Here is a 24,928-nt window from a genome sequence, read left to right as displayed (position 1 = left end):
AACGGGAACCCCGCGACCTTCCGCTGGAACTTTCTTCTAGAACTCCGCGCCTTCGACCAGGAAGCGCAGCCGCCGCACTCCTTGCCACTCGTCCGCGTCGAGCCGGAACGCCAGCTTGACCTTCGGCGGCAGCGGCTCGGTGTGACTGAACCACATCGCGTCGATGGGCTGGCCCTGGTGCCTGAGCTTGAGCGACAGGTGTTTCTCGCCCACCAGCCGCTGCGACACCACTTCCACTTCCTCGCTGAAGGTGGGCGGCGCGAAGCCCTGGCCCCACACCTCGCGGTGCAGCGTGTCGACGAGGTCGATGCGCATGTACTCGCGCGCGATGGGGCCGTCGGTCTCGATCTGGCGCGTGAGCGCCGACTCGGCCAGCAGCTCGCGCGCGACCTGCGCAAAGCCTTTTTCGAAAGTCTCGAAATGCTCGCGCGCCACGGTGCAGCCGGCGGCCATCGCGTGGCCGCCGAAGCGCAGCAGCACGCCCGGATGGCGCTTGGCCACGAGGTCGAGCGCGTCGCGCAGGTGGAAGCCCGGGATCGATCGGCCCGAGCCTTTCAGCTCCTGCTCCTTGCCCGGCGCAGCGCTCGCGGCGAAGACGAAGGTGGGGCGGTGGAAGCGGTCCTTGATGCGCGAGGCCACGATGCCGACCACGCCTTCATGGAAGCCCGCGTCGAACACGCTGATGGCCGGCGGCGGCGCCTCGATGCCCTCGCCATCGGTGGCGAACAGCGACTCGGCCAGCAGCAGCGCCTGGTCGCGCATGCCGCCCTCGATGTCGCGCCGCTCGCGGTTGATGCCGTCGAGCATGCGCGCGAGTTCTTCGGCGCGGCCGGCGTCGTCGGTCAGCAGGCATTCGATGCCCAGCGTCATGTCGGACAGCCGGCCCGCTGCGTTGATGCGCGGGCCGAGCGCGAAGCCGAAGTCGAAAGTGTTCGCAACGGAAGCGTTGCGCCCGGCCGCCTTGAAGAGCGCGGCGACGCCGGCCGGCATCGCGCCCGCGCGGATGCGGCGCAGGCCCTGCGCCACGAGCCGGCGGTTGTTGGCGTCGAGCCGCACCACGTCGGCGACCGTGCCCAGCGCGACGAGCGGCAGCAGCGCATCGAGCTTGGGTTGCGTGGCCGTGTCGAACACGCCGCGCCGACGCAGCTCCGAGCGCAGCGCGAGCAGCACGTAGAACATCACGCCCACGCCGGCGATGCTCTTGCTCTCGAAGCCGCAGCAGGGCTGGTTGGGGTTGACCAGCACGTCCGCCGCGGGCAGCTCGGGCCCGGGCAGGTGGTGGTCCGTTACCAGCACCTGCAGGCCGCGCGCCTTGGCGGCGGCCACGCCCTCGACGCTGGCGATGCCGTTGTCGACGGTGATGAGCATGTCTGCGCCGCTCGCGGCCACGCGCTCTGCAATCGGCGGCGTGAGGCCGTAGCCGTCGACCACGCGGTCGGGCACGAGGTAGCTCACGTTCTTCGCGCCCAAGAGGCGCAGGCCGCGCACGCCGACCGCGCAGGCGGTGGCGCCGTCGCAGTCGTAGTCGGCGACGATGCACAGGCGCTTGTCCTGCGCGATGGCGTCGGCCAGCAGCGCGGCGGCTTCGCGCGTGCCGTGCAAGGTGTCGGGCGGCAGCAGCAGCGCGAGGCCGTCGTCCAGCTCTTCCTTGGCGCGCACGCCGCGCGCGGCGAAAAGGCGGGCCAGCAGCGGATGCACGCCGGCCTGCTCCAGCGCCCAGACGGTGCGGGGCGGGATCTCCCTGGCTATGATTTTCATAGCGACTCCAGCAGAGCGGGCGCCTGCTTGCGGTCGAACAGGCTCTTCGCCCAGCGGGCCAGGCCGCGCGGCTGCACGGTGTAGCGCTGCGAGGCGCGGTCGCCGCACAGCGTGAGCGAGATGTCGCTGGCGCCGCGCGTGTACTCGGCCAGCAGGGCGGCGACAGGGCCGGCATCGAGCGCCTGCCAGGCCTCGGCCCAGCCGATGCCGTCGTCGCGCAGCGCGGGGGTGCGCAGGGAGTCGTTGACCGTCGGCGCGACGGAGGTTGCGGCTTCTTCATTCTTCAGCGCGCCGGTGCCCGCGAGCCAGAAGGAATTGATGGGCGGCACGCCGCGCGCGGCGCGGTCGTCGTTCACGCGCTGGGTGTACAGCAGCATCTGCATTTCGTTCTGCAGCCGGCGCAGCGGCCGCGCGGCGTCGGCCAGCGGCGACCACTGCGAAACGGGGTAGCCCACCGCGCGGTCGATGGAGGCGGTGGCCAGCCCGTCGAAGATGCCGGCGCGCGCCAGCCAGCGGCCGGGCACGGGCGAGGCGTGCAGCGCGATGCCGTCCTCCTCGAAGAAGGGGCGGGCGGCTTCCAGCAGCGCGGCCGATTCGGCGGCGTCGATCTCGATGGATGACGGGTCGCCCAGCACCACGTCGTCGATACCCACCTGCCAGTTGCACAGCGTGACCGTGCCCCAGCCCTCGGTATCGCCCGCCGTGGCGATGCCCAGCCGGCGCGCTTCGAGCGCGGCCCAAGGAATGCAGCCGTCGGGCGCGGCGATGCCCAGCGCCTGCGCCAGGGCGCGTTCATGCGGAGGCGAGCGCGTGCTTTCGTCCTGCGTGTCGGTGTCCGCGAGGGTCAGCCGCGCGAGCAGGTTTTCGAGATTGGGGAGCCTGAGCGTGGAGAGGGCCGCGCGGCACGACGGGGAACCGCGGCCGGCGAAAGGGATCAGCAATTGGCGTGGGGAGGTTTCGGCCATTCCCCTATTGTCCGGGAAGCCTCAGGTTTGCCCGGAATGCCACAATCCCGCCCCTATGCGACTTCCTTACGAACTGCAGCTCGGCTGGCGCTACACGCGCGCAGGACGGGCGACGCGGCGCAACGGCTTCATCTCCTTCATCTCCGGTGTCTCGATGCTCGGCATCGCGCTGGGCGTGGCGGCGCTGATCATTGTGCTCAGTGTGATGAACGGCTTCCAGAAGGAAGTGCGCGACCGCATGCTCGGCGTGGTGTCCCACATCGAAATCTTCTCGCGCGACGGCCAGGCGCTGCAGAGCCTCGACCAGATCATGGCGGCGGCGCGCAAGCACCCCGAGGTGGTCGGCGCGGCGCCCTTCATCAACACGCAGGCGCTCATCGCGCGCGGCGAGGACATGAAGGGCACGCTGGTGCGCGGCATCGATCCGAAGCTCGAACCGGAGGTCACCGACATCAACGGCATCGCCTCCAAGGGCACCTTCGACAAGCTCGTGCCGGGCCAGTTCGGCATCGTGCTCGGCGCGGAGCTGGCGCGTTCGCTCTTCGTGCAGCCGGGCGACCAGGTCACGCTGGTGGCGCCGGGCGGGCAGGTCACGCCGGCGGGCGTGGTGCCCAGGCTCAAGCAGTTCACCGTGGTCGGCACCTTCGACTCGGGCCACTACGAATACGACTCCGCGTTGGCCATGGTGCACGAGCAGGACGCCGCCAAGGTGTTCCGCCTCGAAGGCCCGACCGGCATCCGCCTGAAGCTCAAGAACCTCAACGAGGCGCGCGACGTGGCCGACCAACTCGCCGTGACGCTGCCGGGCGAGTTCCTCATCCGCGACTGGACGCGCCAGAACAAGACCTGGTTCGCGGCCGTGCAGGTCGAGAAACGCATGATGTTCATCATCCTCACGCTGATCGTGGCGGTGGCGGCCTTCAACCTGGTGTCCACGCTCGTCATGACGGTGACCGACAAGCGCGCCGACATCGCCATCCTGCGCACGCTGGGCAGCTCGCCGCGCAGCATCATGGGCATCTTCGTGGTGCAGGGCGCGATGGTGGGTGTGATCGGCACCGTGGCCGGCCTGCTGCTGGGCCTGGGCATCGCCTACAACATCGACGTGATCGTGCCCTTCCTGGAGCAGCTCTTCCACGCGAGCTTTCTGCCGAAGGACATCTACCTGATCAGCAAGATGCCCAGCGATCCGCAGCAAAGCGACATCGTGCCCATCGCGATCATTTCCCTGGTGCTGGCCTTCGTCGCCACGCTGTATCCGAGCTGGCGCGCCAGCCGCGTGAACCCCGCCGAAGCCCTGCGCTATGAGTGAAGTTGTATTGAAGGCCCGTGGACTGACCAAGCGGTTCCACGAGGGCAGGCTCGACCTGACCGTGCTGCACGGTATCGACCTCGACGTCCACGCCGGCGAAACCCTGGCCATCGTCGGCGCCTCCGGCTCCGGCAAGAGCACGCTGCTGCACCTGATGGGCGGGCTCGACGAGCCCACCGCCGGCAAGGTCGAGCTGCTGGGCAAGGACATCGCGCACGCCGACCCCGCGGAGCAGGGCCGTTTGCGCAACCAGCACCTGGGCTTCGTCTACCAGTTCCACCACCTGCTGCCCGAATTCAGCGCGCTCGACAACGTGGCCATGCCGCTGAAGATCCGCCGCGTGGAGAAGCAGGCCGCCGCGCAGTCGGCCGCGAAGATCCTGGAGAGCGTGGGCCTGGGCCAGCGCCTGCACCACCGCCCGGCCGAACTCTCGGGCGGCGAGCGCCAGCGCGTGGCGATCGCGCGCGCGCTGGTCACGCAACCGGCCTGCGTGCTCGCCGACGAGCCCACCGGCAACCTCGACCGCAGCACGGCCGACACGGTCTTCGAACTGATGCTCGACCTCGCGCACAGGCACGGCACCGCCTTCGTGATGGTCACGCATGACCAGGACCTGGCGAAGCGCTGCGACCGGGTGCTGCAACTGGTGGCGGGGCGCCTGGCGGGGTGATTCGGGCCGGCCTGGCACGGCCGGCGCAATGTCGCGAAACTGGGGGGCGCCTGTCCGTCAGGACGGGCCGAAGTCCAAAACCACAGGAGCCCGTTTCATGCTGCCCATGTTCTCGATGGAATCCGACGACGACACCAAGCCCGCGGCCACCGCCGAACCGCGCAATTCGTATCTGGAAGAGAAAGCGTTCAAGTCGCGCACGCTGCTGATCTTCGGCGCCATCAGCGATTCGGTGGCCGCCGACGTCACGCGCCGGCTCATCGCGCTGGATGCCGACAGTTCCGACAAGCCCATCGACATCCTCGTGAGCTCGCCTGGCGGGCACCTGGAGTCGGGTGACGCCATCCACGACATCGTGCGCTTCATCAGCGCGCCGGTGAACATGATCGGCACCGGCTGGGTGGGCAGCGCGGCCACCCACCTGTTCCTGGCGGCGCCGCGCGAGCGCCGCGTGTGCCTGCCGAACACCCGCTTCCTGATCCACCAGCCCAGCGGCGGCGCGGGCGGCCAGGCGACCGACATCGCCATCCAGGCGCAGGAAATCATCAAGGCCCGCCAGCGCATCGCGCACGAGATCGCACGCGAGACCGGCAAGCCCATCGACGTGGTGCTTGCCGACATCGAGCGCGACCGCTGGCTGTCGGCCGAGGAGGCCGTGGAGTACGGGCTGGTCTCGCGGATCATCCAGCGCAAGACCGAGCTGCACGGCTGAGGGGTCGGGTAGCCGAACGCAGAGGTCGCGAAGGTTCCGCGAAGGTCGCAGAAGAAAACCGATGAAGGTTTCTTCCGCGACTTCTGCGTAGCTTTTGTCTTCCTTCTGCGTTCGGCTGTCCGATCCCGCTTTCTTGGGCCTTCGCTCAGGCCTTGGGCTTGTAAGCCACCACGTCGATCTCCACCCGTGCGTCGATCATCAGCCGCGCCTCGGTGGTCGAGCGAGCCGGCTTGTTTTCACCGAAGTAGCTCATGTAGATGCGGTTGAAGGCACCAAAGTCGCGCGCGTCCTGCAGCCAGCAGGTGCTTTTGCAGACGTCGTCGAGGGTGGCGCCGGCCAGCGCGAGCACGGTCTTGATGTTCTCCATCACCTGGCGCGTCTGCGCCTCGATGCCGCCCACCACGAGTTCGCCGTTCTTGTCGACCGGTACCTGGCCCGAGACATAGATGAAGTCGCCGGCGCGCACGGCCGGGGAGAAGGGGCGGACCTGACGGTCGGAGGCCAGGGGCGGGGCGCCGAGGTATTCGAGGGGCATGGGAACTCCTGAGTGATGACTGGAAAAGAGAAACGGAAAGGGCGAAACGATCCGCGAGTATCCATCCGATTTGAAAATCTATTTCAAAATAACCCCTGAACAAGGGTTAACACGGATGATTAGGCATGAATACTGCTTCAAAGTCCGGGCCGAAGAGAAAATTTCTTTCACAATTCGCCCGCCCCAAGAAGGAGTTCCCCATGCCCCACGTCGGTCCTGTCCAGCGCCTGCCCATGCTGTCGAAGCGCAGCCTGCTGGGTGTCTCCCTGCTCGCGATGCTGTGCGCCGCGCTGCCCCACCAGAGCGCCCACGCCCAGGGGCCGCGCAACTTCGCCACGCTGGCGATGGTGGCGGAGCCGCAGACGCTCGACCCGATGGCTTCGACCGCCGACCTGGTCGGAACCATCATGCAGCACGTGTACGAGACGCTCTACACCTTCGACGCCAAGTGGAACGTGGTGCCGATGCTGGCCGAGGGCATGCCGAAGATCTCGGCCGACGGCAAGACCTACGCCATCGCCCTGCGCAAGGGCGTGATGCTGCACAACGGCCGCGAACTCACGGCCGACGATGTGGTGGCGAGCCTGCAGCGCTGGATGGACCAGTCGCCGCGCGGCAAGGCCGTGGGCAAGGAAATCGACAGCCTCAAGGCCAAGGGCCCGCTGGCGGTCGAAGTGGTGCTGAAGGAACCCTATGCGCCGCTGCTCTCGCAGCTCGCGCTGCCCAGCGGCATGGCGGCCATCATGGCCAAGGATTCCATCGCCTCGCCGCTGAAGGAGTTCGTCGGCACCGGCCCCTACAAGTTCAAGGAGCGCCGCCCCGACCAGTTCGTGCTGCTCACCCGCTTCGACAAGTACAGCGCGCGCAAGGAAGCCGCCAGCGGCTACGGCGGCAAGCGCGAGGCGGCCATCGAGGAACTGCGCTTCGTGCCCGTGCCCAACGCCAGCACCCGCGTCGAGGGTGCGCTGGCCGGCCAGTACGACTTCGCCGACCTGCTGCCGGTGGAAGCGCTGCCGCGCCTGGAAAAGTCGGGCGGCAAGACCGTGCCGATCATGACGCCCTCGTTCGGCTTCCCGTACCTCGTGCTCAACACCAAGGAAGGCGTGGCCGCCAGCCAGCCGGTGCGCCAGGCGATCCAGACCGCGCTGGGCGAGGGCGAGATGCTCGCGGCCGGCTTCGGCGACACGCGCTTCTTCACGGCCGAGCCCAACCACTTCCCGAAGGGCTCGCCGTTCTACTCGACCGCGGGCGCCGACCAGTACAACCAGCGCAACGCCGCCAAGGCCAAGGAAGCCGCCGCCAAGGCCGGCTACAAGGGCGAGCCGATCCGCGTGCTCACCAGCCGCCAGTACGACTTCCACTACAACATGGCGCTCCTGATGGCCGAGCAGCTCAAGCGCGCCGGCTTCAAGGTCGATCTCAACGTGGTCGACTGGGCCACGCTGGTGCAGCGGCGCAACGACGCCAAGCTGTGGGACATCTACGTCACCCACTCGGGCCAGTTCCCCGAACCCATGCTCTCGCCGCCGCAGCTCGGCGACGGCGCGCCCGGCTGGTGGGAAACGCCTGCCAAGAAGTCGGCGCTGCAGGCTTTCAACGTCGAGAGCGACCCTGCCAAGCGCGGCGCGCTGTGGGGCAAGGTGCAGCAGGTGGTGTACGACGAGGTGCCGTACATCAACGTCGGCAAGTTCAATGGCCTCTCCGCCAAGAGCCCGGCGCTGGACAACTACCAGCCCGCGACCTGGCCGTTCTTCTGGAACGCGAAGATCAAGTAAGAAGGCGGAGACACACAGCCATGCCGTCGCGTCGCCAACTTCTGCAGGCCAGCGCACTGGCCTCCGGCCTCGGGGCCCTGGGGCTTACCGCCTCCACGGCTCAGGCCGCCACCTCCGGCCCGGTCTACGCCTACGTCGGCACCTACAGCGACGGCGGCAAGCCGTGGCGCGGCGGGCGCGGGCAGGGCGTGCACCAGTTCGTGCTCGACAGCGCCACCGGCGCGCTCAAGCCGATTCCCGGCGCGCCGGCCGCCGTGGCCAGCACGGGCGAGGGCGCGAAGCTGCGCAACCCCGCCTCGCTCGCGCGCCATCCGAAGCTGCCCGTGCTGTACGCGGCCAACGAGTTCGAGGCCGGCTCGGTCTCGGCCTTCCGAATCGGCGCCGACGGCGCTCTGAGCTTCGTGTCCGAGACGCCCTGCGGCGGCAAGGACCCGGCCTACATCAGCGTGCACCCCGACGGCCGCTTTCTGTTCACCGCCAACTACGCGAGCGGCGATGTCAGCGTGCTCGCGCTGCGCGCCGACGGCACGCCCGACCCGGCAGTTGCCGCCGTCGTCTACAAGGACGTGGATGCCTGCGGCGCGGGCACGCCCTGCAAGCCCGGCGCCGACGTGGTGCCGGCGGCCGCGCGTTCGCACGAAGGCTTCGCCACCAGCGACCACGACGGCCCGCACGCGCACATGGTGCATGCCGACCCGAAGGGCAACTTCGTGCTGGTGGCCGACCTGGGGCTCGACCGCGTCATTTCCTACCGCTTCGATCGCATCACCGGCGTGCTGAGCCAGCCCAGCACGGTGGCCGTGTCGGAAAGCTCGGGCGCGCGCCATTTCGTGTTCCATCCGAACGGCAAGTGGTTCTACCTGGTGAACGAGGAGGCTTCCACCATCGCCTTCATGCGCTACGACAACGCCACCGGCGTACTCACGCTGGTGAGCGAGACCTCGGCGCTGCCCAAGGGCTTCAAGGGCACCAGCTACGCCTCGGGCATCCGCATGCTGCCCGACGGCCAGCACTTCGTGTCGCTCAACCGCCTGCACGACTCGATCTCCATCTTCAAGGTCGACGCCCGCACCGGCGCGCCCACGCTGGTGCGCGAGGAATGGTCGCGCGGCAACTACCCGCGCAGCTGCACGCTCGACCCGAGCGGGCGCTTCCTCTACGTGTGCCACAACAAGCAGGGCGACAACGTGGCCGTCTTCCGCGTGCAGGGCGGCGACGTTCGCTTCACCGGCCAGTACGTCGCGGTCGGTTCCGCCGCCGCCATCGAGTTTTCCGCGTGATGAAGAAATCGCTGTTGCGCTACATCGCCTCCCGCGCCGCGGGCATGCTGATCGTGCTCGCCATCGTGGCGGTGCTGGTCTTCGTGCTCACGCGCGCCGCTTCGGGCGACCCGGTCTCGGTGCTGCTGGGCGACCAGGCCACCGCGGCCGACATCGCCCGCGTGCAGAAGGAGTACGGCCTCGACAAGCCGCTGCCCGTGCAGTTCGGCTACTGGCTGCGCGAGGTGCTGCAGGGCAACCTCGGCCAGTCCATCTTCCTGCAGCGCCCGGTGACGCAGGCGCTGTGGGAGCGCTCCGAACCCACCACGCTGCTCGCGCTGATGGCGGTGGCCATCGCGGCGCTGATCGGCGTGCCATGCGGCATCGTCTCCGCCGTGTTCCGGGGGCGCGTGGTCGACCAGCTCTTCACCGGCATCGCGATGCTGGGCGCGAGCATTCCGAGCTTCTGGCTGGGCATCGTGCTGATCCAGATCTTCGCCGTCTCATTCGGCTGGTTCCCGGTGTCGGGCTACGGCGCGCCCGATGCGCCATTCGCCGAGCGGCTGCACTCGCTGGTGCTGCCTGCCACGGTGCTGGGCCTGCTGAATTCGGCGCTCATCATCCGCTTCACTCGCGCCTCGATGCTCGACGTGCTGGGCGAGGACTACGTGCGCACCGCGCGCTCCAAGGGTTTGAGCGAGCGCACGGTGGTGCTCAAGCACGCCCTGCGCAACGCGCTGGTGCCCATCGTCACGGTGATCGGCCTGACGGTCGCGCTGATGATCGGCGGCGCGGTCATCACCGAAACCGTGTTCGGCCTGCCCGGCGTGGGCAACCTCGTGGTCAGCGCGGTGCTGCGGCGCGACTACCCCGTCATCCAGGGCGCGCTGCTCGTCATCGCGGCGATCTACGTGCTCATCAATTTCTCGATCGACCTGCTGTATGCCGTGGTCGATCCGCGCGTGAAGGTGTGATGCAAATGCAAAGCCGAACAGCCGAACGCAGAAGTCGCGAAGGTTTCGCAGAAGTCGCAGAAGAGAAAACCAAAAGATGTCTTCTGTCTTTTCTGCGACCTTTGCGTAGCTTTTGTCTTTCTTCTGCGTTCGGCTGTCCGATCCCGTCTTTCTTCCCGCAGTACTGAAGAGCCCCCAATGCAAATGCCCCGAATGCTCCGCCAGCTGATGCACAGACGCATCGTGATGGTGTCCGCGCTGGTGCTGCTGGTGATCGCGGTGCTCGCGATCGGCGCGCCGCTGTTCGCCTCCATCGACCCCAACGACACGGCCGTGCTGGAGCGCCTGAAGGCGCCCAGCGCCGAGCACCTGCTCGGCACCGACGAGCTCGGCCGCGATCTCTATTCGCGCATCGTGCACGGCGCGCGCTACTCGCTGGCCATCGCCGCGCTCACCGCGCTGGGCGCCGTGATCGCCGGCACCGTGCTGGGCCTGATGGCGGGCTTCTTCCGCCGGCTCGACGCGCCGCTGATGCGCGTGGTCGACGCGATGATGTCCTTCCCGGACATCCTGCTGGCCATCGCGCTCGTGGCCATCCTCGGGCCTTCGCTGGTCAACACCGTGCTCGCGCTGGTGCTGGTCTACACGCCGCGCGTGGCGCGGGTGGTGCGGGCCTCGACGCTGGTGGTGCGCGAGCTGCTGTTCGTGGAGGCCGTGCGCGCGCTGGGCGTGCGCACCTCGCGCATCCTGTGGCGGCACATCCTGCCGAACCTGATGTCGCCGATCCTGGTGCAGGTGTCGTTCATCTTCGCCTATGCCATCCTGGCCGAGGCGGGGCTGTCGTTCCTGGGCGTGGGCGTGCCGCCCGAGATCCCGACCTGGGGCACCATGGTCGCGGGCAGCCAGCAGTACGCGCACCAGGCCTTCTGGGTGGTGCTGTTCCCGGGGCTCGCGATCATCTTCACCGCGCTGTCGCTGCAACTGCTGGGCGACGGCGTGCGAGACCTGCTCGACCCCAAGCTGAAGAAAGGCGCGTGATGACGACGACCGCCAACAACAACCAGACCCCGCGTCTCACGGTCAGCAACCTGAGCACCAGCTTCCCGACCGAGGACGGCCTCGTGCGTTCGGTCGCCGACGTGAGCTTCTCGATCCAGCCCGGCAAGACGACGGCGCTGGTGGGCGAGTCGGGCTCGGGCAAGTCGGTCACCAGCCTCACGCTGATGCGCCTGTTGCCCAAGACGGCCAACGCGCAGGTCAGCGGCAGCGCTTCCTTCGTGACGCGCGAGGGCAAGGCGCTCGACCTGCTGCAGATCGGCGAGCGCGAGATGCGTTCGCTGCGCGGCAACCAGCTGTCGATGATCTTCCAGGAGCCGATGACCAGCCTGAACCCGGTGTTCACCATCGGCGAGCAGATCGCGGAGAGCGTGCGCCTGCACAAGGGACTCGACCGCAAGGCGGCGCTGGCGCACGCGCAGCGCATGCTGGAGCTGGTGGAGATCCCGGCGGCCGCGCAGCGCATCCACGAGTACCCGCACCAGCTCTCGGGCGGCATGCGCCAGCGCGCGATGATCGCGCTGGCCATGGCCTGCGACCCGACGCTGCTGATCGCCGACGAGCCCACCACCGCGCTCGACGTGACCATCCAGGCGCAGATTCTCGAACTCATGCGCCGGCTGCAGGCCGAGACGGGCATGAGCATCCTGTTCATCACGCACAACCTCGGCGTGGTCGCGCACCATGCCGACGACGTGGTCGTGATGTATTCGGGCCGCGTGGTCGAGAGCGCGCCGGTGCGGCCGCTGTTCGCGCAGCCCGAGCACCCGTACACGCAGGGCCTGCTGGCCTGCCTGCCGGGCAAGGCGCGCCAGCCAGGCCAGCCCAAGCCCAAGCGGCTCTTCGCGATTCGCGGGCAGGTGTCGAGCCCGCTGGCGCCGCCGCCGGGGTGCGCCTTCGAGCCGCGTTGCGACCTCGCGCTCGCCGAATGCAGCGCCGCGATGCCGCCGCTGCTGGACATCAGGCAGGGGCGGCAGGCGCGATGTGTTCGTGTGCAGCCTGAGCAACCACTCGCGAGGGCCGCATGACGAACGCGCTGTTCCTGTCTTGCTCCCTCTCCCGCTTGCGGGAGAGGGCTGGGGTGAGGGTGGCCCCCGTGGCCCTCGCACGCACCCTCATCCCCCGCCTTCTCCCCCAAGCGGGAGAAGGAGCCAATACCGAATGCCCACGATGACCACCGCCGCTCCCCTCATCGAAGTCCGCGGACTCAAGAAATACTTCGGCAGCAGCGACCGCCCGGTACGCGCCGTCGACGACGTCTCCTTCGCGATCCAGCCCGGCGAGACGCTGGGCCTGGTCGGCGAATCGGGCTCGGGCAAGAGCACCATCGGCCGCACCGTGCTGCGCCTGCTCGAGCGAACCAGCGGCCAAGTGTTCTACCGGGGTGACGACATAGGCGAGCTCTCGGCCGAGCGCATGCGCCGGCTGCGCAGCAAGCTGCAGATCATCTTCCAGGACCCGTACGCCAGCCTGAACCCGAAGATGCGCATCAGCGCGATCCTCGGCGAGGCGCTGTCCACGCACGGCCTGCACAAGGGGGCGGCGGCGCGCGACAGGCGCATCGCCGAACTGCTCGAAACCGTGGGCCTGCGCGCCGAGCATGCCAACCGCTTCCCGCACGAGTTCTCGGGCGGGCAGCGCCAGCGCATCGGCGTGGCGCGGGCGCTGGCCGTGGAGCCCGAATTCATCGTGGCCGACGAGCCGCTGTCGGCGCTCGACGTGTCGATCCAGTCGCAGGTCATCAACCTGCTGGCCGACCTGCGCGAGCGGCTCGGGCTGACGATGCTCTTCATCTCGCACGACCTCGACGTGGTGGAGTACCTGTGCGACCGCGTGGTGGTGCTCTACCTCGGCAAGGTGATGGAAGTCGCCACCACCGAGGAACTGTTCGCGCGCCCCTCGCACCCCTACACCCGCGCGCTGCTGGCCGCGAGCCCCAAACCCGACCCGGAGATGACGACCGAGCGCATTGCACTGAAGGGCGACATCCCGAGTCCCATCGCGCCGCCCTCGGGCTGCGTGTTCCGCACGCGCTGCCCGCACGCCATCGATGCCTGCGCTCAGACGGTGCCGCCGCTGGAGGAGATTTCAGCGGGACACTACAGCGCCTGCATCCGCAAAGAACTGCCATCAAACATTGCCGCATGACCATGACCGCCGCCACCGACTTCACCGACCCGCTGCTGGGCAGCAACTTCAAGGGCTATCCGCGCACCGCCGCGCCGCGCCGCCGCAGCGAGATCGGCGCCGCCGGCTGGAACGTGCTGGCAGGCGACCTGCCGCTGCCGCTGGCCGTGCTCAAGCGCGAGGCGCTGGAGCACAACCTGGCGTGGATGCAGTCGCGCGTGCGCGAGTGGGGCATCGACCTCGCGCCGCACGGCAAGACCACCATGTCGCCGCAGCTTTTCCGGCGCCAGCTCGACGCCGGCGCCTGGGGCCTGACCTTCGCCACCGTCACGCAGCTGGCCGTGGGCGTGGCGGCCGGCGCGCGCCGCACGCTCATCGCCAACCAGGTGGTGAGCGACGAGGACCTGGCCGGCATCCAGATGCTGCTGAGCGAGCATGCCGACCTGCGCATCGTGTTCCTGGTCGATTCGCTGGCGCAGCTGGCGCTCATCGAAGACTGGTCGAAGCGCCATCCCGAGAGCGTGCCCTTCGACGTGATGATCGAGATCGGCGTGGACGGCGCGCGCACCGGCTGCCGCACGCACGAGGAAGCCGTGGCGCTGGCCGCGCGCCTGCGCGCCAGCGAGGCCGTGCGGCTGGTGGGCATCGAGTGCTACGAAGGGCAGGGCGCCACCGGCCAGAGCGAGCCCGACACGGCCTATGCCAAGGCGCTGATGGACCGCGTGGAAGCCGTGGCGCGCCACTGCGACGAGAACAGTCTTTTCGAGACCGACGAGGTGCTGGTCTCCGCCGGCGGCTCGGCCATCTTCGACCTGGTGGCCGGCCGGCTCAAGCCCGCGCTCGGTGCGCCGGTGCGCGGCCTGCTGCGCTCGGGCTGCTACGTGACGCACGACCACGGCTTCTACAAGCGCATGGTGAGCGCGGTGGACGAGCGCCTGGGTTGCGGTTGCGGAGAAAGCCTGGTGCCGGCGATGGAAGTCTGGGCCACGGTGCAGTCGCGCCCGGAGGCCGGCCTGGCGATCCTGGCGGTGGGCAAGCGCGACATCTCCTTCGACCTCTCGCTGCCCGTGCCCATCGCGCGCGCTGCGCGCGGCGTGCTGCAGCCGCAGGGCGTTCCCGCCGGCTGGAAGATCACCGCGCTGAACGACCAGCACGCCTACCTGCGCTGGGACGCGAACGAGGAAGCCGAGGCGCCGAAGGTCGGCGACCGCGTGGGCCTGGGCATCTCGCACCCCTGCACCACGTTCGACAAGTGGCACTGGATGCCGGTTGTCGAGCAGGACTACCGCGTGAGCGACGCGGTGGCCATGCACTTCTGATCGCATCCCGATGACCCCATCACTGCTCCAGAAGATCGCGGACATCCGCAGCGACGCCCCGGCGACGCGGCGCGCGATTCTCGACCTGATCCTCGAAGACCCCGACCGCGTGCTCGAAGAAAGCTTCGAGCAGCTGGCCGAGCGCTCGCGCAGCTCGGTGCCCACCATCATGCGCACCTGCCGCGACCTCGGCTTCGCGGGCCTGCGCGAGTTCAAGCTCGCGCTCGCGCAGGAACTCGCGCTGGGCGGCTCGCCGCTGCACCGCCGCGTGAACATCGAGGACGCGGCCGACGAAGTGGTCGGCAAGATCGCGCGCAGCGCGGCGGCTTCGGTTTCGGGCGTGCGCGGCCAGCTCGACATGCAGGTGCTCGACGGCGCCGTGGCCGCCATCGCGGCCGCGCCGCACGTCGACCTGTACGGCGCGGGTGCCACTTCCTGGTTCATGGCCAACGACCTGCAGGCTCGGCTCTTCCGCCTGGGCCTGTCGGCCAACGCATGGGCCGACTACCACTTGCAGCAGGTGGCGGGCGCGGCACAGCGGCCGGGCGGCGTGGTCATCGCCATCTCGCACGTGGGCGGCATGCCCTCGCTGCTCGACGCGGTGGACATCGCGCGCGGGCAGGGCGCCAAGGTGGTCGCGCTCACGCGGCCGGGCACGGCGCTCGCGGCCAGGGCCGACTTCCTGCTGGGCCTGTCGGTGCCCGACGACGCGGTGATGCACGTGGGCATCGACGCCTACCTCACGCACCTCACGGTCATCGAGATCCTCACCGTGCTGGTGGCTCAGCGCCGCGGCGAGCCCGCGGTGCAGCGCCTGCAGCGTGCGCGCGAAGCCTTCCAGCGCCACGGCATCGACGCCACCACGCATCCGCTGCAAAGCTGGGACGGCGGCGGCGTGAACGACGGAGGGAGCGCATCGTGAGCGGAGACGAGAACAGGGCCGTGCTGCTCGAAGCGGGCCTGGTGGTCGACGGCTCGGGCGGACCTTCGTGGCCGGGCGACGTGCTGCTGCAGGGCGACCGCATCGTCGCGCTCGGCGAAGGCCTGCGCGACCGGCTGCCGCAGGGGCTGGCGCTGGCCGATGTCGAAGTCGTCGACTGCCGCGCGAAGGTGATCGCCCCCGGCTTCATCGACGCGCACACGCACGACGACGCCATCGTGCTGCGCGACCCGCTGTGCCTGCCGAAGGTGTCGCAGGGCATCACCACGGTGGTGACGGGCAACTGCGGCATCTCGCTCGCGCCGTACCGCACGCCGCAGTCGCTGCCGCCGCTCACGCTGCTGGGCGCCGATTCGTTCAGGCACGCGACCATGGCCGAGTACCGCGCGGCCGTCGATGCGACGCAGCCCGCGCTCAACGTGGCTGCGCTGGTGGGCCACACCACGCTGCGCTTCGCGGCCATGCAGGCGCTGGACCGCCCGGCCAGCGCCGAAGAGCTGGCGCGCATGGAGGCGCTGCTCGACGGCTGCATGGCCGATGGGGCGCACGGCATGTCCTCGGGCCTGTTCTATGAAGAGGCCTTCGCGGCGCCCGCCGAAGAAGTGACGGCACTGGCGCGCGTGGTGAGCCGCCACGGCGGCGTCTACGCCACGCACCTGCGCAGCGAGATGCAGCAGATCATCGAGGCGCTGCACGAGGCCGGCGACTGCGCCTTCGAGGCCGGCGTGCCGCTGGTGATCTCGCACCACAAGTGCGCCGGCCCCGCCAACTGGGGCCGCACCAAGGAAACGCTGCCGCTGATCGAGTCGCTCGCGCAGCGCCAGAAGATCGCGATGGACGTGTACCCCTACGTGGCAGGCTCCACCGTGCTGCGCGAGGACCTGGTGGACGGCGTGATCGACGTGCTGCTGACCTGGTCCGACCCGCACCCGGAGATGACGGGGCGGCTCATTTCGGACATCGCGCGCGAGTGGGGCGTGAGCGAGCAGGAGGCCTGCTTGCGGCTGAAGCCCGGCGGCGCCTGCTACTTCCAGATGCAGGAGGAAGACGTGGAGCGCGTCATCTCGCATCCGCTCACCATGATCGGCAGCGACGGCCTGCCGCACGACCGCCATCCGCATCCGCGCCTGTGGGGTGCCTTCCCGCGCGTGTTCGCGCGCTACTGGCGCCAGCGCCGGCTGTTCACGCTGGAGCAGGCGGTGCACAAGATGACCGGGATGACCGCGCGCAACCTGCGCATCGCCGACCGCGGCCTGCTGCGCGCCGGCACCATGGCCGACGTGGTGGTTTTCGACCCCGAGACCATCGCCGACACCGCCACCTACGACAAGCCGCATGGCGTGAGCCTGGGCGTGGAGCGTGTGTTCGTGAACGGCGTGCTGGCCTATCGCGGCGGCGAGGCCGAGGCCCGCGTGCTCGCGCGCGCGGGGCGGATGCTCACGCGCGGCAGCGCGAGCTAGCTCCGGTCAGGCGAACACAAGGCAGACCGGCGTAGGCACCTGCGCCACCTGCACTGGCTGGTCGAGCCGGCCGGTGGCGGGGTCGATGCGCAGGCGCAGTATGGTGTCGCCCTTCTGGCTCAGCGCGTACAGGTGCCTGCCATCGGCGGCGGCAGCCAGGGCGCGCGGGAAGCGCAGGCCCTCGCTCCAATGCTGCAGCGGCGTCAGGTTGCCGCTGGCCGCGTCGACGCGGAACGCGGCGATGCTGTCGGCCAGCGGATGCTCCGACTTCAGCCTGCGGTTGCTTGCATAGAGGAACTGCCCCGAGGGATGCATCACCAGCGCAGCCGCGCTCTTCTGGCCGGTGTAGCCGTCGGGCAGGGTCGAGACGCGCTGCCGCTGCGCCCCGACAGCGCCGCTCGCCGCGTCGTAGCCGTAGCAGCTCACGGATGCATCGAGCTCACCCACCACGTAGAGATGGCGCTGCGACGGATGCAGCGTCAGGTGGCGCGGCCCGCTGCCGGCCTGCACGGCCGTGCGGCCGATGGGCGCCAGCTTGCCTTCCGCGAGGGTGAAGACGTTGATGCGGTCGCTGCCGAGGTCGGTCGCGAGCACGCGCCCACCCGAGGCATCGAACTGCACCATGTGCGGGTGCGGAGACTCCTGCCGCTCGGTGTCGGGGCCGGAGCCGGTTTCCTTCTCGATGCCCGAGACCTTGCCGAGCGCGCCATCGGTGCCGATGGGCAGCACGTTGTAGGCACCGCCGCCATACAGCGCTACCACCAGCGCCCGGCCGTCGGGCGACACGGCCAGGTGCGCCGGGATCACGCCCGAGAGCGACAGCGGCTGGCGGTTGACCAGCGTGAGCCGGCCGCTGCGCTCGTCGATGGCGTAGGCCTCGGCAGTGCCGGTGGGCAGGCCCTGGTACGTGTCGATCTCGTTGATCGCGTAGAGGAAGCGCCGGTTCGGATGCACGGCCAGGAAGGACGGGTTCGCGCTTTCCACCGTCTGCAGCGGCGTCCAGCCTCCGTCCTGCATGGCGAGCACGTAGATGCCTTTCGAGGCCGGCCCGCCGGCCGTGCCGCCGGGAGCGTCGAAGGTGTAGGTGCCGACATAGGCGAAGCGGGGCGCCGGCCCGGCGGGCGCTTCCGCGGGCACGGCTGGGGCCGGGGCTTGTTGCGCATTGGCGGGCAGCACGGGCGAGAGCGCGCCGAGCGTGGATGCGCCGCCGAGCCATTGCATGACGGTGCGGCGGTTCTGGCCGGTCTGGGCTGTCATGGTGTCGTTCCTCTCTCGATCGGGCCTCGTCACGGACGCACCGACATCGCGTGGTGGAAGATGTTGTTCGGGTCGTAGCGGCGCTTCACCTTGCGCAGGAAGTCGTAGAGCCCCTGGTCGCCGTAGTAGAGCTGCGGCCAGAAGGGGTAGGCCAGCATGTCGTTGTCGGGGTAGTTGATGTAGCAGCCCTCGTAGCGCTCGCCGGGGTAGGGCGTGCCGGCGCGGCGCTCGGGCACGTCGGGCGTGCCGTACACGTCGCGGTAGAAGTCGCCGATCCAGCGCAGGTGGCCGGCGTCGTCCTTCGCGTCGCGCCAGTAGGTCTGGTACTGCAGCTTCATGATCGATGCGCGCTGCGGCACTGCGGTGTCGGCGATGCGCTCTGGGTTGTTGACGGCGCCGCCGTACGAATCGACCTGCAGCAGCGACTGGCTCAGGTCCACGCCGGCGATGGTGCGCGTGAGGTGCGTGTAGATGCGCTGCGCCTCGCGCGCGCTGAAGTTCTGCTTCATGTAGGCCGACTTGTACTTGCCGCGCTGGTTTTCGCCGGAGCCGTTGAGATATTGCGTGGCGGTGAGCCAGTCGTAGCGCGTCACGGTGTGCGGCCTGGAGCACAGCAACTGGCCCGCGTCGCGCTGCGGTGCCGGGCCCACGCCGAACGGGCGGCCCTTGGCGGGCACGGGCGCGCAGGCGCGGAAGCGGTCGAGGAAGTCGTTGAGCACCGTCAGGTCGTTGCAGGTGCCGTCGGGGTTGCAGAACTGGGTGAGCATCACGATCTGGCCGGCCGAGCGGTGCGTGAGCTTCAGCAGCGAGAACATGCCCCAGGTGTCGGGGGACTTGCCGCGCGTGGCCCAGTAGTCGCCATAGGTGGTGAGCAGGGCGGTGAAGCGCTCGGGCGTCATGCTGGCCCAGTCGAAGGCCACCACCGCCAGCGCGACCTCGCGCGGCGCCGTGGGAAGTTTGTCGAACACGTAGCTGGTGATCGCGCCAAAATTGCCGCCGCCCGCGCCGCGGCAGGCGCGGAACAGGTCGGGGTCGCGGTCGGCGTCGACGGTGCGCGGCACCACCTTGCCGCGGTTGTCCACCGTGAGGATGTCCACCGCAGAGAGCCAGTCGACCGTGAGCCCCTGCAGCCGCGACAGCAGGCCGTAGCCGCCGCCGCAGATGTGGCCGCCCGCGCCCACCGAGTAGCAGGAGCCGCCGGGCAGGGTGACGTTGCCGCGCTTGTAGAGATCGAGGTAGCCGGTCCAGTTCTGCGTGCCGGGGCCTATGCGGAAGCGGCCGTCGCCGCGGGCTGCGGCGCCGGCCTGGTCGAGCAGGCTCAGGTCGAGGATTGCGCCGTCGGGATTGTTGGAGACGAAGTCCTCATAGCAATGCCCGCCGCTGCGCAGGGTGGGGCGCAGGCCCGCGTCGACGATGCGCTGCAGCGCGGAGGCCGCGTCGGCGGCGTTTTCCGCCAGCTCGATGCGGGAGGCGGCGTCCGATTCCGTCGAGGGCCATCGCAGGTTGAAACCCTTCTTCAGGGTGTTGTAGCGGGCGTCCTGGCGTGTCACGGTGATGGTCATGGGCACCTTCCAACGGATGTCTTGCAACGGAGCTTTTGGTTTGTAGAAACGGCAAGGCTTGAAATGTTTTTTCTTATATGCCTTGTTTTTCGCTTGGATTTGGCTTTTTACTGGCTCACTGGCGCGAATTTTTGGCTGTATTGAAAAATACTTTCACCGTAGGAACCCTTAGATGCCGACCGCCCTGCCGGCGCACTTCGTCGCAGTATTTCGACAGCTATAACCCTGAGACCGCTAAAGTTCTAACGTTCACGGTCAAAATCAGTCAAACTTGCGCATCTACATCGGCCGTCGAATTCCTACTGGAGCAAAGATGGACAAGGACGCTGAAGGCCTTGGCGCCGACTTCGAGCTGTGGCAACAGCTCACCGACGATTACGAAGCCGCGCTGGGCGCACTCGCCCGGGGCGAGCCGGGTGCGCGGGAGCGCGTGGTCCGGCTGTCGCTCGCGCTGCAGCACATGCATCCCGATCTTTCCGACCTTTCCCCGGTCGGCGACAGCCGCTGACGCGGCTTCATCAGAATGGGCGTCCTCGGCGGCGGCGCTCAGGCCGGAGCCGGCCGTCCGTACTCCTTCTTCTCTTCCTCCCCTTGCGCCTGGAACATGCGCGTGAAGTCGCAGCACTCCTGCGCCAGCATCACGATCGACGAGGTGAGGGCGCTGCGGTGCTCGCCCTTGTGCATCGCCACGTAGCGCACCACCGGCAGGGCGGGCGCCACCTCGACCACTGAAAGCATGCCGGCCGTCACCAGCGGCTGAAGGCACTCGCGCGGCAGGTAGCTCACGCCCAGGCCCGACACCGTCAGCCCGGTCAGCGCCACCAGGTTGCTCACCACGATCACGTCGGCGGGCTGCACGCCCTGCTCCTTCATCCATGCGTCGTAGGCGCGGCCGGTGCCGGAGTTGTTGCCCTGCACCAGCATGCGGTGGCGCGCCAGTTCGTGCAGCCGCATGGCGGCGCCATTGGAAGGTGAAGGCACCACGCCCGGCTTGCACATCCACGCGCTCCTCACCTGGCCGATGACCTTGTGCGGCATGCGCGAGTCGGCGAAGGTGTCGGGCACGATGACCAGGTCGAGTTCGTCGGCCAGCAGCTTGTCGCGCAGCTGCAGGCTGTCGTCCACGTCCGGCTCGAGGATCACCTTCGGGTAGTGCTGCCGGATCAGGCCGACCAGCCGCGGCAGCCAGGTCATCGCCGTGAGCTCGGTCACGCCGAGGCGGATGCGCCGCTCCACCACGCCCGGCTTGCCGAACTGCTCGATGGCCGCGTCGCGCTGCTCCAGCAGCTTGCGCGCGAGCACGAACATCTCCTCTCCCTTCTCGGTGAGGCGGGCGGTGCGCTGGCTGCGGTCGAACAGCTCGGTCTCGAACAACTGCTCCAGCTCGTGCACCCGCTTGGAGATGGCCGACTGCGAGGTGTGCAGCTGGTTGGCGGCCTGCGCGAAGCCGCCGAGGCGGGCGATCCAGTACAGGGCTTCGAGTTGCTTGAAGGTCATCACGGTGGAGCGGGCTCCGAAGGAACGCTTTTTCTCATGTGATTCGATCACAAAAAATCGCTTTTGGAAATTGATGGCGAGGCTGAAGATTCGCCCCGATCCACCGTCATCGACTCTTCTTCAAGGAACCCGCCATGGACTTCAGGAAACTGCCCCTCGCATTCGGACTGGCTCTCGCATTCGCCTGTGCCGCCGCCAGCGCCCAGGACGGCGGCACGCTGCAGAAGATCAAGGACAGCGGCACGATCCAGATCGGCGCGCGCGACAGCCAGATCCCGTTCTCGTACAAGCTCGGCTCCGACGGCGACCCCATCGGCTTCACCAACGACATCTGCCTGAAGATCGTCGACGCGGTGAAGGCCAGGCTGGGCCTCGCGAAGATAGAGGTGCGCTACACCATGCTCAACTCGACCAACCGCATTCCGCTGCTGCAGAACGGCACCGTCGACCTCGACTGCGCGACCACCACCAACACCACGCAGCGCCAGCAGCAGGTGGACTTCGCGCCCAGCCACTTCGTGGCCAACATCACTGCCGCCGTGCGCAGGAACTCCGGCATCGACACCTTCGCCGACCTCAACGGCAAGAACGTGGCCACCGTCTCGGGCAGCACCTCGATCCAGCTGCTGCGCGTCGCGCGCAAGAGCGGCGCCATCGAAGTCAACGAGATCCCCGGCAAGGACACCTCCGACGGCTTCCTCCGGCTGTCCAACGGCCGCGCCGACGCCTATGTGCTCGACGACGTGCAGCTCGCCGGCATGATCGCCAGCGCGCCCAACCCGGGCGAATACAAGATCCTCAAGGAATCGCTGCGCCAGGAGCCCTACGGGATCATGCTGCGCAAGGACGATCCGCAGTTCAAGGCGCTGGTGGACGAGACCGTCACGGGCCTGATGAAGTCGGGCGCCATCGAGCAGCTCTACACCAAGTGGTTCCTCTCGCCGATCCCGCCGAGGAACGCGAACCTCAACTTCCCGATGACGGACGCGGTGCGCGAGATCTACAAGAACCCGAACAACAAGGGCGTCTGAGCGATGGGTTCCGAGCTGTCTTCCAAACACCCCCACGGACTGGCCTTTCCTGACGCGCTCATGCGCGAGGTGAAAGCGCGCTTCCTGCAGGTCGACCACGACCACCATGGCCGCGAGCGCCTGTACTTCGACAACGCCGGCGGCTCCTTCCGCCTGAAGGCCGCGGCCGAGCGTTTCGCGCAGGTCGATGCCATTCCCGACAACACCGAGCGCATCCACGCCACGGCCGTCGAGCTGCAGCAGATCCAGGCCAGGGGCTGCGACGACCTGCGCACCATCCTCAACGCCACCGGCGGCAGCGTGTACGCCTCGCTCACCGCCTCGGGCGCGATGTTCGACATGGTGCGCGCGGTGGCCGAGAACGTGCCGGGCACGAACATGGTCACCACCGTGCTGGAGCACCCCTCGGCATTCGACGCGATGAGCCTCTACGCCCAGCGGCTGGGCCGCGAGCTGCGCGTGGCGAAGAGCAACCCCGTCACCGGCGGCGTGGACGTGGACGAGATCGTGCGGCTGGTCGACAAGGACACCTGCCTGCTCAACGTGATCCACGCGTCGAACATCTCGGGCGCCAAGCTCGACATGGAAGCCATCGTGCGCCGCGCGCGCGAGATCAAGCCCGACCTGTACATCCTGGTCGACGCCGTGCAGCACGCGCCGCACGGTCTCATCGACCTGCAGAAGACGCCGGTGGACGGCATCAATCTCGCGCCCTACAAGTTCTTCGGCTGCCGGGGCTCGGGGCTGTCGTGGGTGTCCGAGCGCGCGGCCGTGCTGCCGCACCACAAGCTGGCCGGCAAGAAGCCCGGCTACTGGGACCTGGGCAGCGCCTCGCCGTGGCAGTTCGCGGTGCTCACCGAGATCGTCGACTACGTGTGCTGGCTGGGCGGGCACTTCACCCAGGCCACGGATCGCCGCGCGTTGTTCGTCGCGGGCATCACGCACATCGAGCTGCACGAGCGCGCGCTGCTGTCGGCGCTGCTCGACGGCAACGCGAACGCCATAGGCATGCGCAAGATGGAAGGCGTCAACGTCTTCCTCGACTACGAGGACCTGAGCAAGCGCGACCTGATCCTGGGCATCGGCTTCGACCGCATCGACTGCACGCAGGCGGTGGTCGAGTATGCAAAGCGCGGCGTGACGGTCTACGAGCGCGTGGCCAGCAGCATCTACTCGAAGCGCATGCTGGAATCCTTCGGGCTCGCGGGCACGGTGCGGGTGTCACCGCTGCACTGCCACTCGATGGCCGACATCGAGAAGTTCCTGCGCATCACCCGCGAGATCGCTCAGAACGGGTAGTGCCGCGGCGTGGTCTGCACGGTCACCCAGCGCAGTTCCGTGAAGGCCTCCACGCCCGCACGCCCGCCGAAGCGGCCGTAGCCCGAGGCCTTCACGCCACCGAAGGGCATCTGCGCCTCGTCATGCACCGTAGGTCCGTTCACGTGGCAGATGCCGGACTCGATGCGCTTCGCCACGTTCCACGCGCGCGCCACGTCGCGGCCGAACACCGCTGAAGAGAGGCCGAACTCGTTGTCGTTGGCAACCGCCACCGCTTCTTCCTCGCCGTTCACGCGCACCACCGCCTTCACCGGCGCGAAGGATTCCTCGCGGTAGATCTCCATCGCCGGCGTCACATGGTCGAGCACGGTGGCGGGCATCAGCGTGTTGTCGGCCTTGCCGCCGCACACCAGCTTGGCGCCCTTGGCCAGCGCGTCGTCGATGAGCGCGTTGCAGCGCTTCACCGTGCTCATGTCGACCACCGAGCCGAGCACCACCGGGCCTTCGCGCGGATCGCCCAGCGGCAGCGACTGCGCGCGGGCCGCGAACCTGGCGACGAACTCGTCGGCCACCGCGTTGTCGACCACGATGCGCTCGGTCGACATGCAGATCTGCCCCGAGTTGGCGAAGGAGCCGAAGATGGCCGCGTTCACCGCCGCGTCGAGGTCCGCGTCGTCCAGCACCACGAAGGGCGCCTTGCCGCCGAGTTCGAGCACGGCGGGCTTCAGGTACTTCGCGCAGGTCTGCGCGATGAGCCGGCCCACGCGCGTGGAGCCGGTGAAGTTGACTCGCCGCACGGCCGGGTGCGCCACCATCGCCTCGACCACCGCGCCGGCGTCTGCGGGCGCGTTGGTCACGAAGTTGACGACGCCCCTGGGCAGCCCGCCTTCGTCCAGCGCCTCGATGATGAGCGCGTGCGTCTGCGGGCACAGCTCCGAGCCCTTCAGCACCACGGTGTTGCCGCAGGCCAGCGGCGTCGCGATGGCGCGCGTGGCGAGGATCACCGGCGCGTTCCACGGCGCGATGCCGACCACCACGCCCGCCGCCTGCCGCACGCCCAAGGCGAGGCTGCCGGGCACGTCCGAAGGAATCACCTCGCCCGCGATCTGCGTGGTGAGCGATGCGGCCTCGGTGAGGATGCCTGCCGCCAGGTGCACGTTGAAGCCTGCCCACAGCGCCGATGCGCCGGTCTCGCGTGCCATCGCCTGCACGAAGGCATCGGCGCGCGCTTCGAGCGCATGCGCGGCCTTCAGCAGCGCGGCGCGGCGCTCGCCGGGGCCGGTGGCCGACCATGCGGCGAAGGCGCGGTGCGCGGCCTCGACGGCGGCGACTGCGTCGGCCGGCGTGGCGGCCGGCGCGCGCGTGGCGATGCCGCCGTCCAGCGGGTTGCGGCGCTCGAAGGTCGCGCCGCCGGTGGCCGCGCGGCGCTCGCCGTCGATGAGCATGGAAATGTCGGTCATGG

22 protein-coding genes are annotated in these 24,928 nt (G+C 68.8%); 15 read left to right on the top strand and 7 right to left on the bottom strand.

Features of this window, described 5'->3' with window-relative positions; translation table 11 throughout:
• Window positions 1-36: 36 nt before the first annotated feature.
• Both recJ and ACAM57_RS25660 read right to left on the bottom strand, forming a co-directional pair.
• Window positions 37-1,758 carry a single-stranded-DNA-specific exonuclease RecJ gene (gene recJ, locus ACAM57_RS25665; protein ID WP_369659423.1) on the bottom strand — a complete coding sequence of 574 codons (1,722 nt, stop codon included), beginning with the start codon at window positions 1,756-1,758 and terminating at the stop codon, window positions 37-39.
• Complete coding sequence (locus tag ACAM57_RS25660) at window positions 1,755-2,723, bottom strand: hypothetical protein (protein WP_369659422.1); 969 nt, start codon at window positions 2,721-2,723, stop codon at window positions 1,755-1,757. Before ACAM57_RS25660 ends, recJ begins: the two co-directional genes overlap by 4 nt.
• A 55-nt stretch (window positions 2,724-2,778) precedes the next feature.
• Here ACAM57_RS25660 and ACAM57_RS25655 point away from each other — a divergent pair, with 55 nt between their 5' ends.
• The 3 genes from ACAM57_RS25655 to ACAM57_RS25645 all read left to right on the top strand — a co-directional run bounded on the left by ACAM57_RS25655 (window position 2,779) and on the right by ACAM57_RS25645 (window position 5,417).
• On the top strand, window positions 2,779-4,035 hold the full coding sequence (locus ACAM57_RS25655) for a lipoprotein-releasing ABC transporter permease subunit (RefSeq protein ID WP_369659421.1): 1,257 nt from the start codon (window positions 2,779-2,781) through the stop codon (window positions 4,033-4,035).
• Window positions 4,028-4,705 carry a lipoprotein-releasing ABC transporter ATP-binding protein LolD gene (gene lolD, locus ACAM57_RS25650; RefSeq protein ID WP_369659420.1) on the top strand — a complete coding sequence of 226 codons (678 nt, stop codon included), beginning with the start codon at window positions 4,028-4,030 and terminating at the stop codon, window positions 4,703-4,705. Before ACAM57_RS25655 ends, lolD begins: the two co-directional genes overlap by 8 nt.
• Window positions 4,706-4,820: 115 nt before the next feature.
• Entirely contained in the window at window positions 4,821-5,417 is a 597-nt protein-coding gene (locus tag ACAM57_RS25645) for an ATP-dependent Clp protease proteolytic subunit (protein ID WP_369662478.1), read from the top strand.
• Window positions 5,418-5,562: 145 nt separating this feature from the next.
• Here the strand turns inward: ACAM57_RS25645 and ACAM57_RS25640 are convergent, their stop codons facing one another.
• Window positions 5,563-5,952: a RidA family protein gene (locus ACAM57_RS25640; protein WP_369659419.1), complete on the bottom strand. Its 390-nt coding sequence runs from the start codon at window positions 5,950-5,952 to the stop codon at window positions 5,563-5,565.
• A gap of 200 nt (window positions 5,953-6,152) precedes the next feature.
• Between ACAM57_RS25640 and ACAM57_RS25635 the strand changes: the two genes are divergently transcribed.
• The 9 genes from ACAM57_RS25635 (at window position 6,153) to ACAM57_RS25595 (ending at window position 16,841) form a co-directional block, all read left to right on the top strand.
• A complete protein-coding gene (locus ACAM57_RS25635) occupies window positions 6,153-7,727 on the top strand; it encodes an ABC transporter substrate-binding protein (protein WP_369659418.1) in 1,575 nt (524 codons plus the stop codon).
• Between the two features lie 20 nt (window positions 7,728-7,747).
• Window positions 7,748-9,007, top strand: a complete 1,260-nt coding sequence (locus tag ACAM57_RS25630) for a lactonase family protein (protein WP_369659417.1) — start codon at window positions 7,748-7,750, stop codon at window positions 9,005-9,007.
• 11 nt (window positions 9,008-9,018) lie between these two features.
• Complete coding sequence (locus ACAM57_RS25625; RefSeq protein WP_369662477.1) at window positions 9,019-9,960, top strand: ABC transporter permease; 942 nt, start codon at window positions 9,019-9,021, stop codon at window positions 9,958-9,960.
• A 177-nt stretch (window positions 9,961-10,137) separates the two neighbouring features.
• Window positions 10,138-10,977 (top strand): ABC transporter permease, encoded by an 840-nt coding sequence (locus tag ACAM57_RS25620; RefSeq protein WP_093196271.1) that lies wholly within the window; start codon window positions 10,138-10,140, stop codon window positions 10,975-10,977.
• Window positions 10,977-12,023, top strand: coding sequence for an ABC transporter ATP-binding protein (locus ACAM57_RS25615; protein ID WP_184635164.1), 1,047 nt, complete (start codon window positions 10,977-10,979; stop codon window positions 12,021-12,023). Before ACAM57_RS25620 ends, ACAM57_RS25615 begins: the two co-directional genes overlap by 1 nt.
• A gap of 142 nt (window positions 12,024-12,165) precedes the next feature.
• Entirely contained in the window at window positions 12,166-13,143 is a 978-nt protein-coding gene (locus ACAM57_RS25610) for an ABC transporter ATP-binding protein (RefSeq protein ID WP_369662476.1), read from the top strand.
• Window positions 13,140-14,441: an amino acid deaminase gene (locus ACAM57_RS25605; RefSeq protein ID WP_369659416.1), complete on the top strand. Its 1,302-nt coding sequence runs from the start codon at window positions 13,140-13,142 to the stop codon at window positions 14,439-14,441. Before ACAM57_RS25610 ends, ACAM57_RS25605 begins: the two co-directional genes overlap by 4 nt.
• Window positions 14,442-14,451: 10 nt before the next feature.
• On the top strand, window positions 14,452-15,363 hold the full coding sequence (locus tag ACAM57_RS25600) for a MurR/RpiR family transcriptional regulator (RefSeq protein WP_126023046.1): 912 nt from the start codon (window positions 14,452-14,454) through the stop codon (window positions 15,361-15,363).
• Window positions 15,360-16,841, top strand: coding sequence for an amidohydrolase family protein (locus ACAM57_RS25595; protein WP_369659415.1), 1,482 nt, complete (start codon window positions 15,360-15,362; stop codon window positions 16,839-16,841). Before ACAM57_RS25600 ends, ACAM57_RS25595 begins: the two co-directional genes overlap by 4 nt.
• A gap of 6 nt (window positions 16,842-16,847) precedes the next feature.
• Here the strand turns inward: ACAM57_RS25595 and ACAM57_RS25590 are convergent, their stop codons facing one another.
• Window positions 16,848-18,098 (bottom strand): lactonase family protein, encoded by a 1,251-nt coding sequence (locus ACAM57_RS25590; RefSeq protein WP_369659414.1) that lies wholly within the window; start codon window positions 18,096-18,098, stop codon window positions 16,848-16,850.
• A 29-nt stretch (window positions 18,099-18,127) separates the two neighbouring features.
• Complete coding sequence (locus ACAM57_RS25585; RefSeq protein WP_369659413.1) at window positions 18,128-19,660, bottom strand: BBE domain-containing protein; 1,533 nt, start codon at window positions 19,658-19,660, stop codon at window positions 18,128-18,130.
• Window positions 19,661-19,973: 313 nt separating this feature from the next.
• Between ACAM57_RS25585 and ACAM57_RS25580 the strand changes: the two genes are divergently transcribed.
• Window positions 19,974-20,168, top strand: a complete 195-nt coding sequence (locus ACAM57_RS25580; protein ID WP_126023050.1) for a hypothetical protein — start codon at window positions 19,974-19,976, stop codon at window positions 20,166-20,168.
• Window positions 20,169-20,206: 38 nt separating this feature from the next.
• Here the strand turns inward: ACAM57_RS25580 and ACAM57_RS25575 are convergent, their stop codons facing one another.
• Window positions 20,207-21,157, bottom strand: coding sequence for a LysR family transcriptional regulator (locus ACAM57_RS25575; protein WP_369659412.1), 951 nt, complete (start codon window positions 21,155-21,157; stop codon window positions 20,207-20,209).
• Between the two features lie 134 nt (window positions 21,158-21,291).
• Between ACAM57_RS25575 and ACAM57_RS25570 the strand changes: the two genes are divergently transcribed.
• Window positions 21,292-22,188: an amino acid ABC transporter substrate-binding protein gene (locus tag ACAM57_RS25570; protein WP_184635175.1), complete on the top strand. Its 897-nt coding sequence runs from the start codon at window positions 21,292-21,294 to the stop codon at window positions 22,186-22,188.
• A gap of 3 nt (window positions 22,189-22,191) precedes the next feature.
• Complete coding sequence (locus ACAM57_RS25565; RefSeq protein WP_369659411.1) at window positions 22,192-23,487, top strand: aminotransferase class V-fold PLP-dependent enzyme; 1,296 nt, start codon at window positions 22,192-22,194, stop codon at window positions 23,485-23,487.
• Here the strand turns inward: ACAM57_RS25565 and ACAM57_RS25560 are convergent.
• Entirely contained in the window at window positions 23,475-24,926 is a 1,452-nt protein-coding gene (locus ACAM57_RS25560; protein ID WP_369659410.1) for an aldehyde dehydrogenase, read from the bottom strand. The genes ACAM57_RS25565 and ACAM57_RS25560 overlap by 13 nt on opposite strands.
• Window positions 24,927-24,928 lie beyond the last annotated feature (2 nt).

The organism is Variovorax sp. V15 (genome assembly GCF_041154425.1).
Classification (GTDB): Bacteria; Pseudomonadota; Gammaproteobacteria; order Burkholderiales; family Burkholderiaceae_C; genus Variovorax; species Variovorax guangxiensis.
This window is presented reverse-complemented; position numbering and strand designations above follow the sequence as displayed.

Coding starts and splice junctions, on each gene's coding strand:
- recJ (WP_369659423.1), bottom strand. CDS start 1,758: ATGAAAATCATAGCCAGGGAGATCCCGCCCCGCACCGTCTGGGCGCTG.
- ACAM57_RS25660 (WP_369659422.1), bottom strand. CDS start 2,723: ATGGCCGAAACCTCCCCACGCCAATTGCTGATCCCTTTCGCCGGCCGC.
- ACAM57_RS25655 (WP_369659421.1), top strand. CDS start 2,779: ATGCGACTTCCTTACGAACTGCAGCTCGGCTGGCGCTACACGCGCGCA.
- lolD (WP_369659420.1), top strand. CDS start 4,028: ATGAGTGAAGTTGTATTGAAGGCCCGTGGACTGACCAAGCGGTTCCAC.
- ACAM57_RS25645 (WP_369662478.1), top strand. CDS start 4,821: ATGGAATCCGACGACGACACCAAGCCCGCGGCCACCGCCGAACCGCGC.
- ACAM57_RS25640 (WP_369659419.1), bottom strand. CDS start 5,952: ATGCCCCTCGAATACCTCGGCGCCCCGCCCCTGGCCTCCGACCGTCAG.
- ACAM57_RS25635 (WP_369659418.1), top strand. CDS start 6,153: ATGCCCCACGTCGGTCCTGTCCAGCGCCTGCCCATGCTGTCGAAGCGC.
- ACAM57_RS25630 (WP_369659417.1), top strand. CDS start 7,748: ATGCCGTCGCGTCGCCAACTTCTGCAGGCCAGCGCACTGGCCTCCGGC.
- ACAM57_RS25620 (WP_093196271.1), top strand. CDS start 10,138: ATGCAAATGCCCCGAATGCTCCGCCAGCTGATGCACAGACGCATCGTG.
- ACAM57_RS25615 (WP_184635164.1), top strand. CDS start 10,977: ATGACGACGACCGCCAACAACAACCAGACCCCGCGTCTCACGGTCAGC.
- ACAM57_RS25610 (WP_369662476.1), top strand. CDS start 12,166: ATGACCACCGCCGCTCCCCTCATCGAAGTCCGCGGACTCAAGAAATAC.
- ACAM57_RS25605 (WP_369659416.1), top strand. CDS start 13,140: ATGACCATGACCGCCGCCACCGACTTCACCGACCCGCTGCTGGGCAGC.
- ACAM57_RS25600 (WP_126023046.1), top strand. CDS start 14,452: ATGACCCCATCACTGCTCCAGAAGATCGCGGACATCCGCAGCGACGCC.
- ACAM57_RS25590 (WP_369659414.1), bottom strand. CDS start 18,098: ATGACAGCCCAGACCGGCCAGAACCGCCGCACCGTCATGCAATGGCTC.
- ACAM57_RS25585 (WP_369659413.1), bottom strand. CDS start 19,660: ATGACCATCACCGTGACACGCCAGGACGCCCGCTACAACACCCTGAAG.
- ACAM57_RS25580 (WP_126023050.1), top strand. CDS start 19,974: ATGGACAAGGACGCTGAAGGCCTTGGCGCCGACTTCGAGCTGTGGCAA.
- ACAM57_RS25575 (WP_369659412.1), bottom strand. CDS start 21,157: ATGACCTTCAAGCAACTCGAAGCCCTGTACTGGATCGCCCGCCTCGGC.
- ACAM57_RS25570 (WP_184635175.1), top strand. CDS start 21,292: ATGGACTTCAGGAAACTGCCCCTCGCATTCGGACTGGCTCTCGCATTC.
- ACAM57_RS25565 (WP_369659411.1), top strand. CDS start 22,192: ATGGGTTCCGAGCTGTCTTCCAAACACCCCCACGGACTGGCCTTTCCT.
- ACAM57_RS25560 (WP_369659410.1), bottom strand. CDS start 24,926: ATGACCGACATTTCCATGCTCATCGACGGCGAGCGCCGCGCGGCCACC.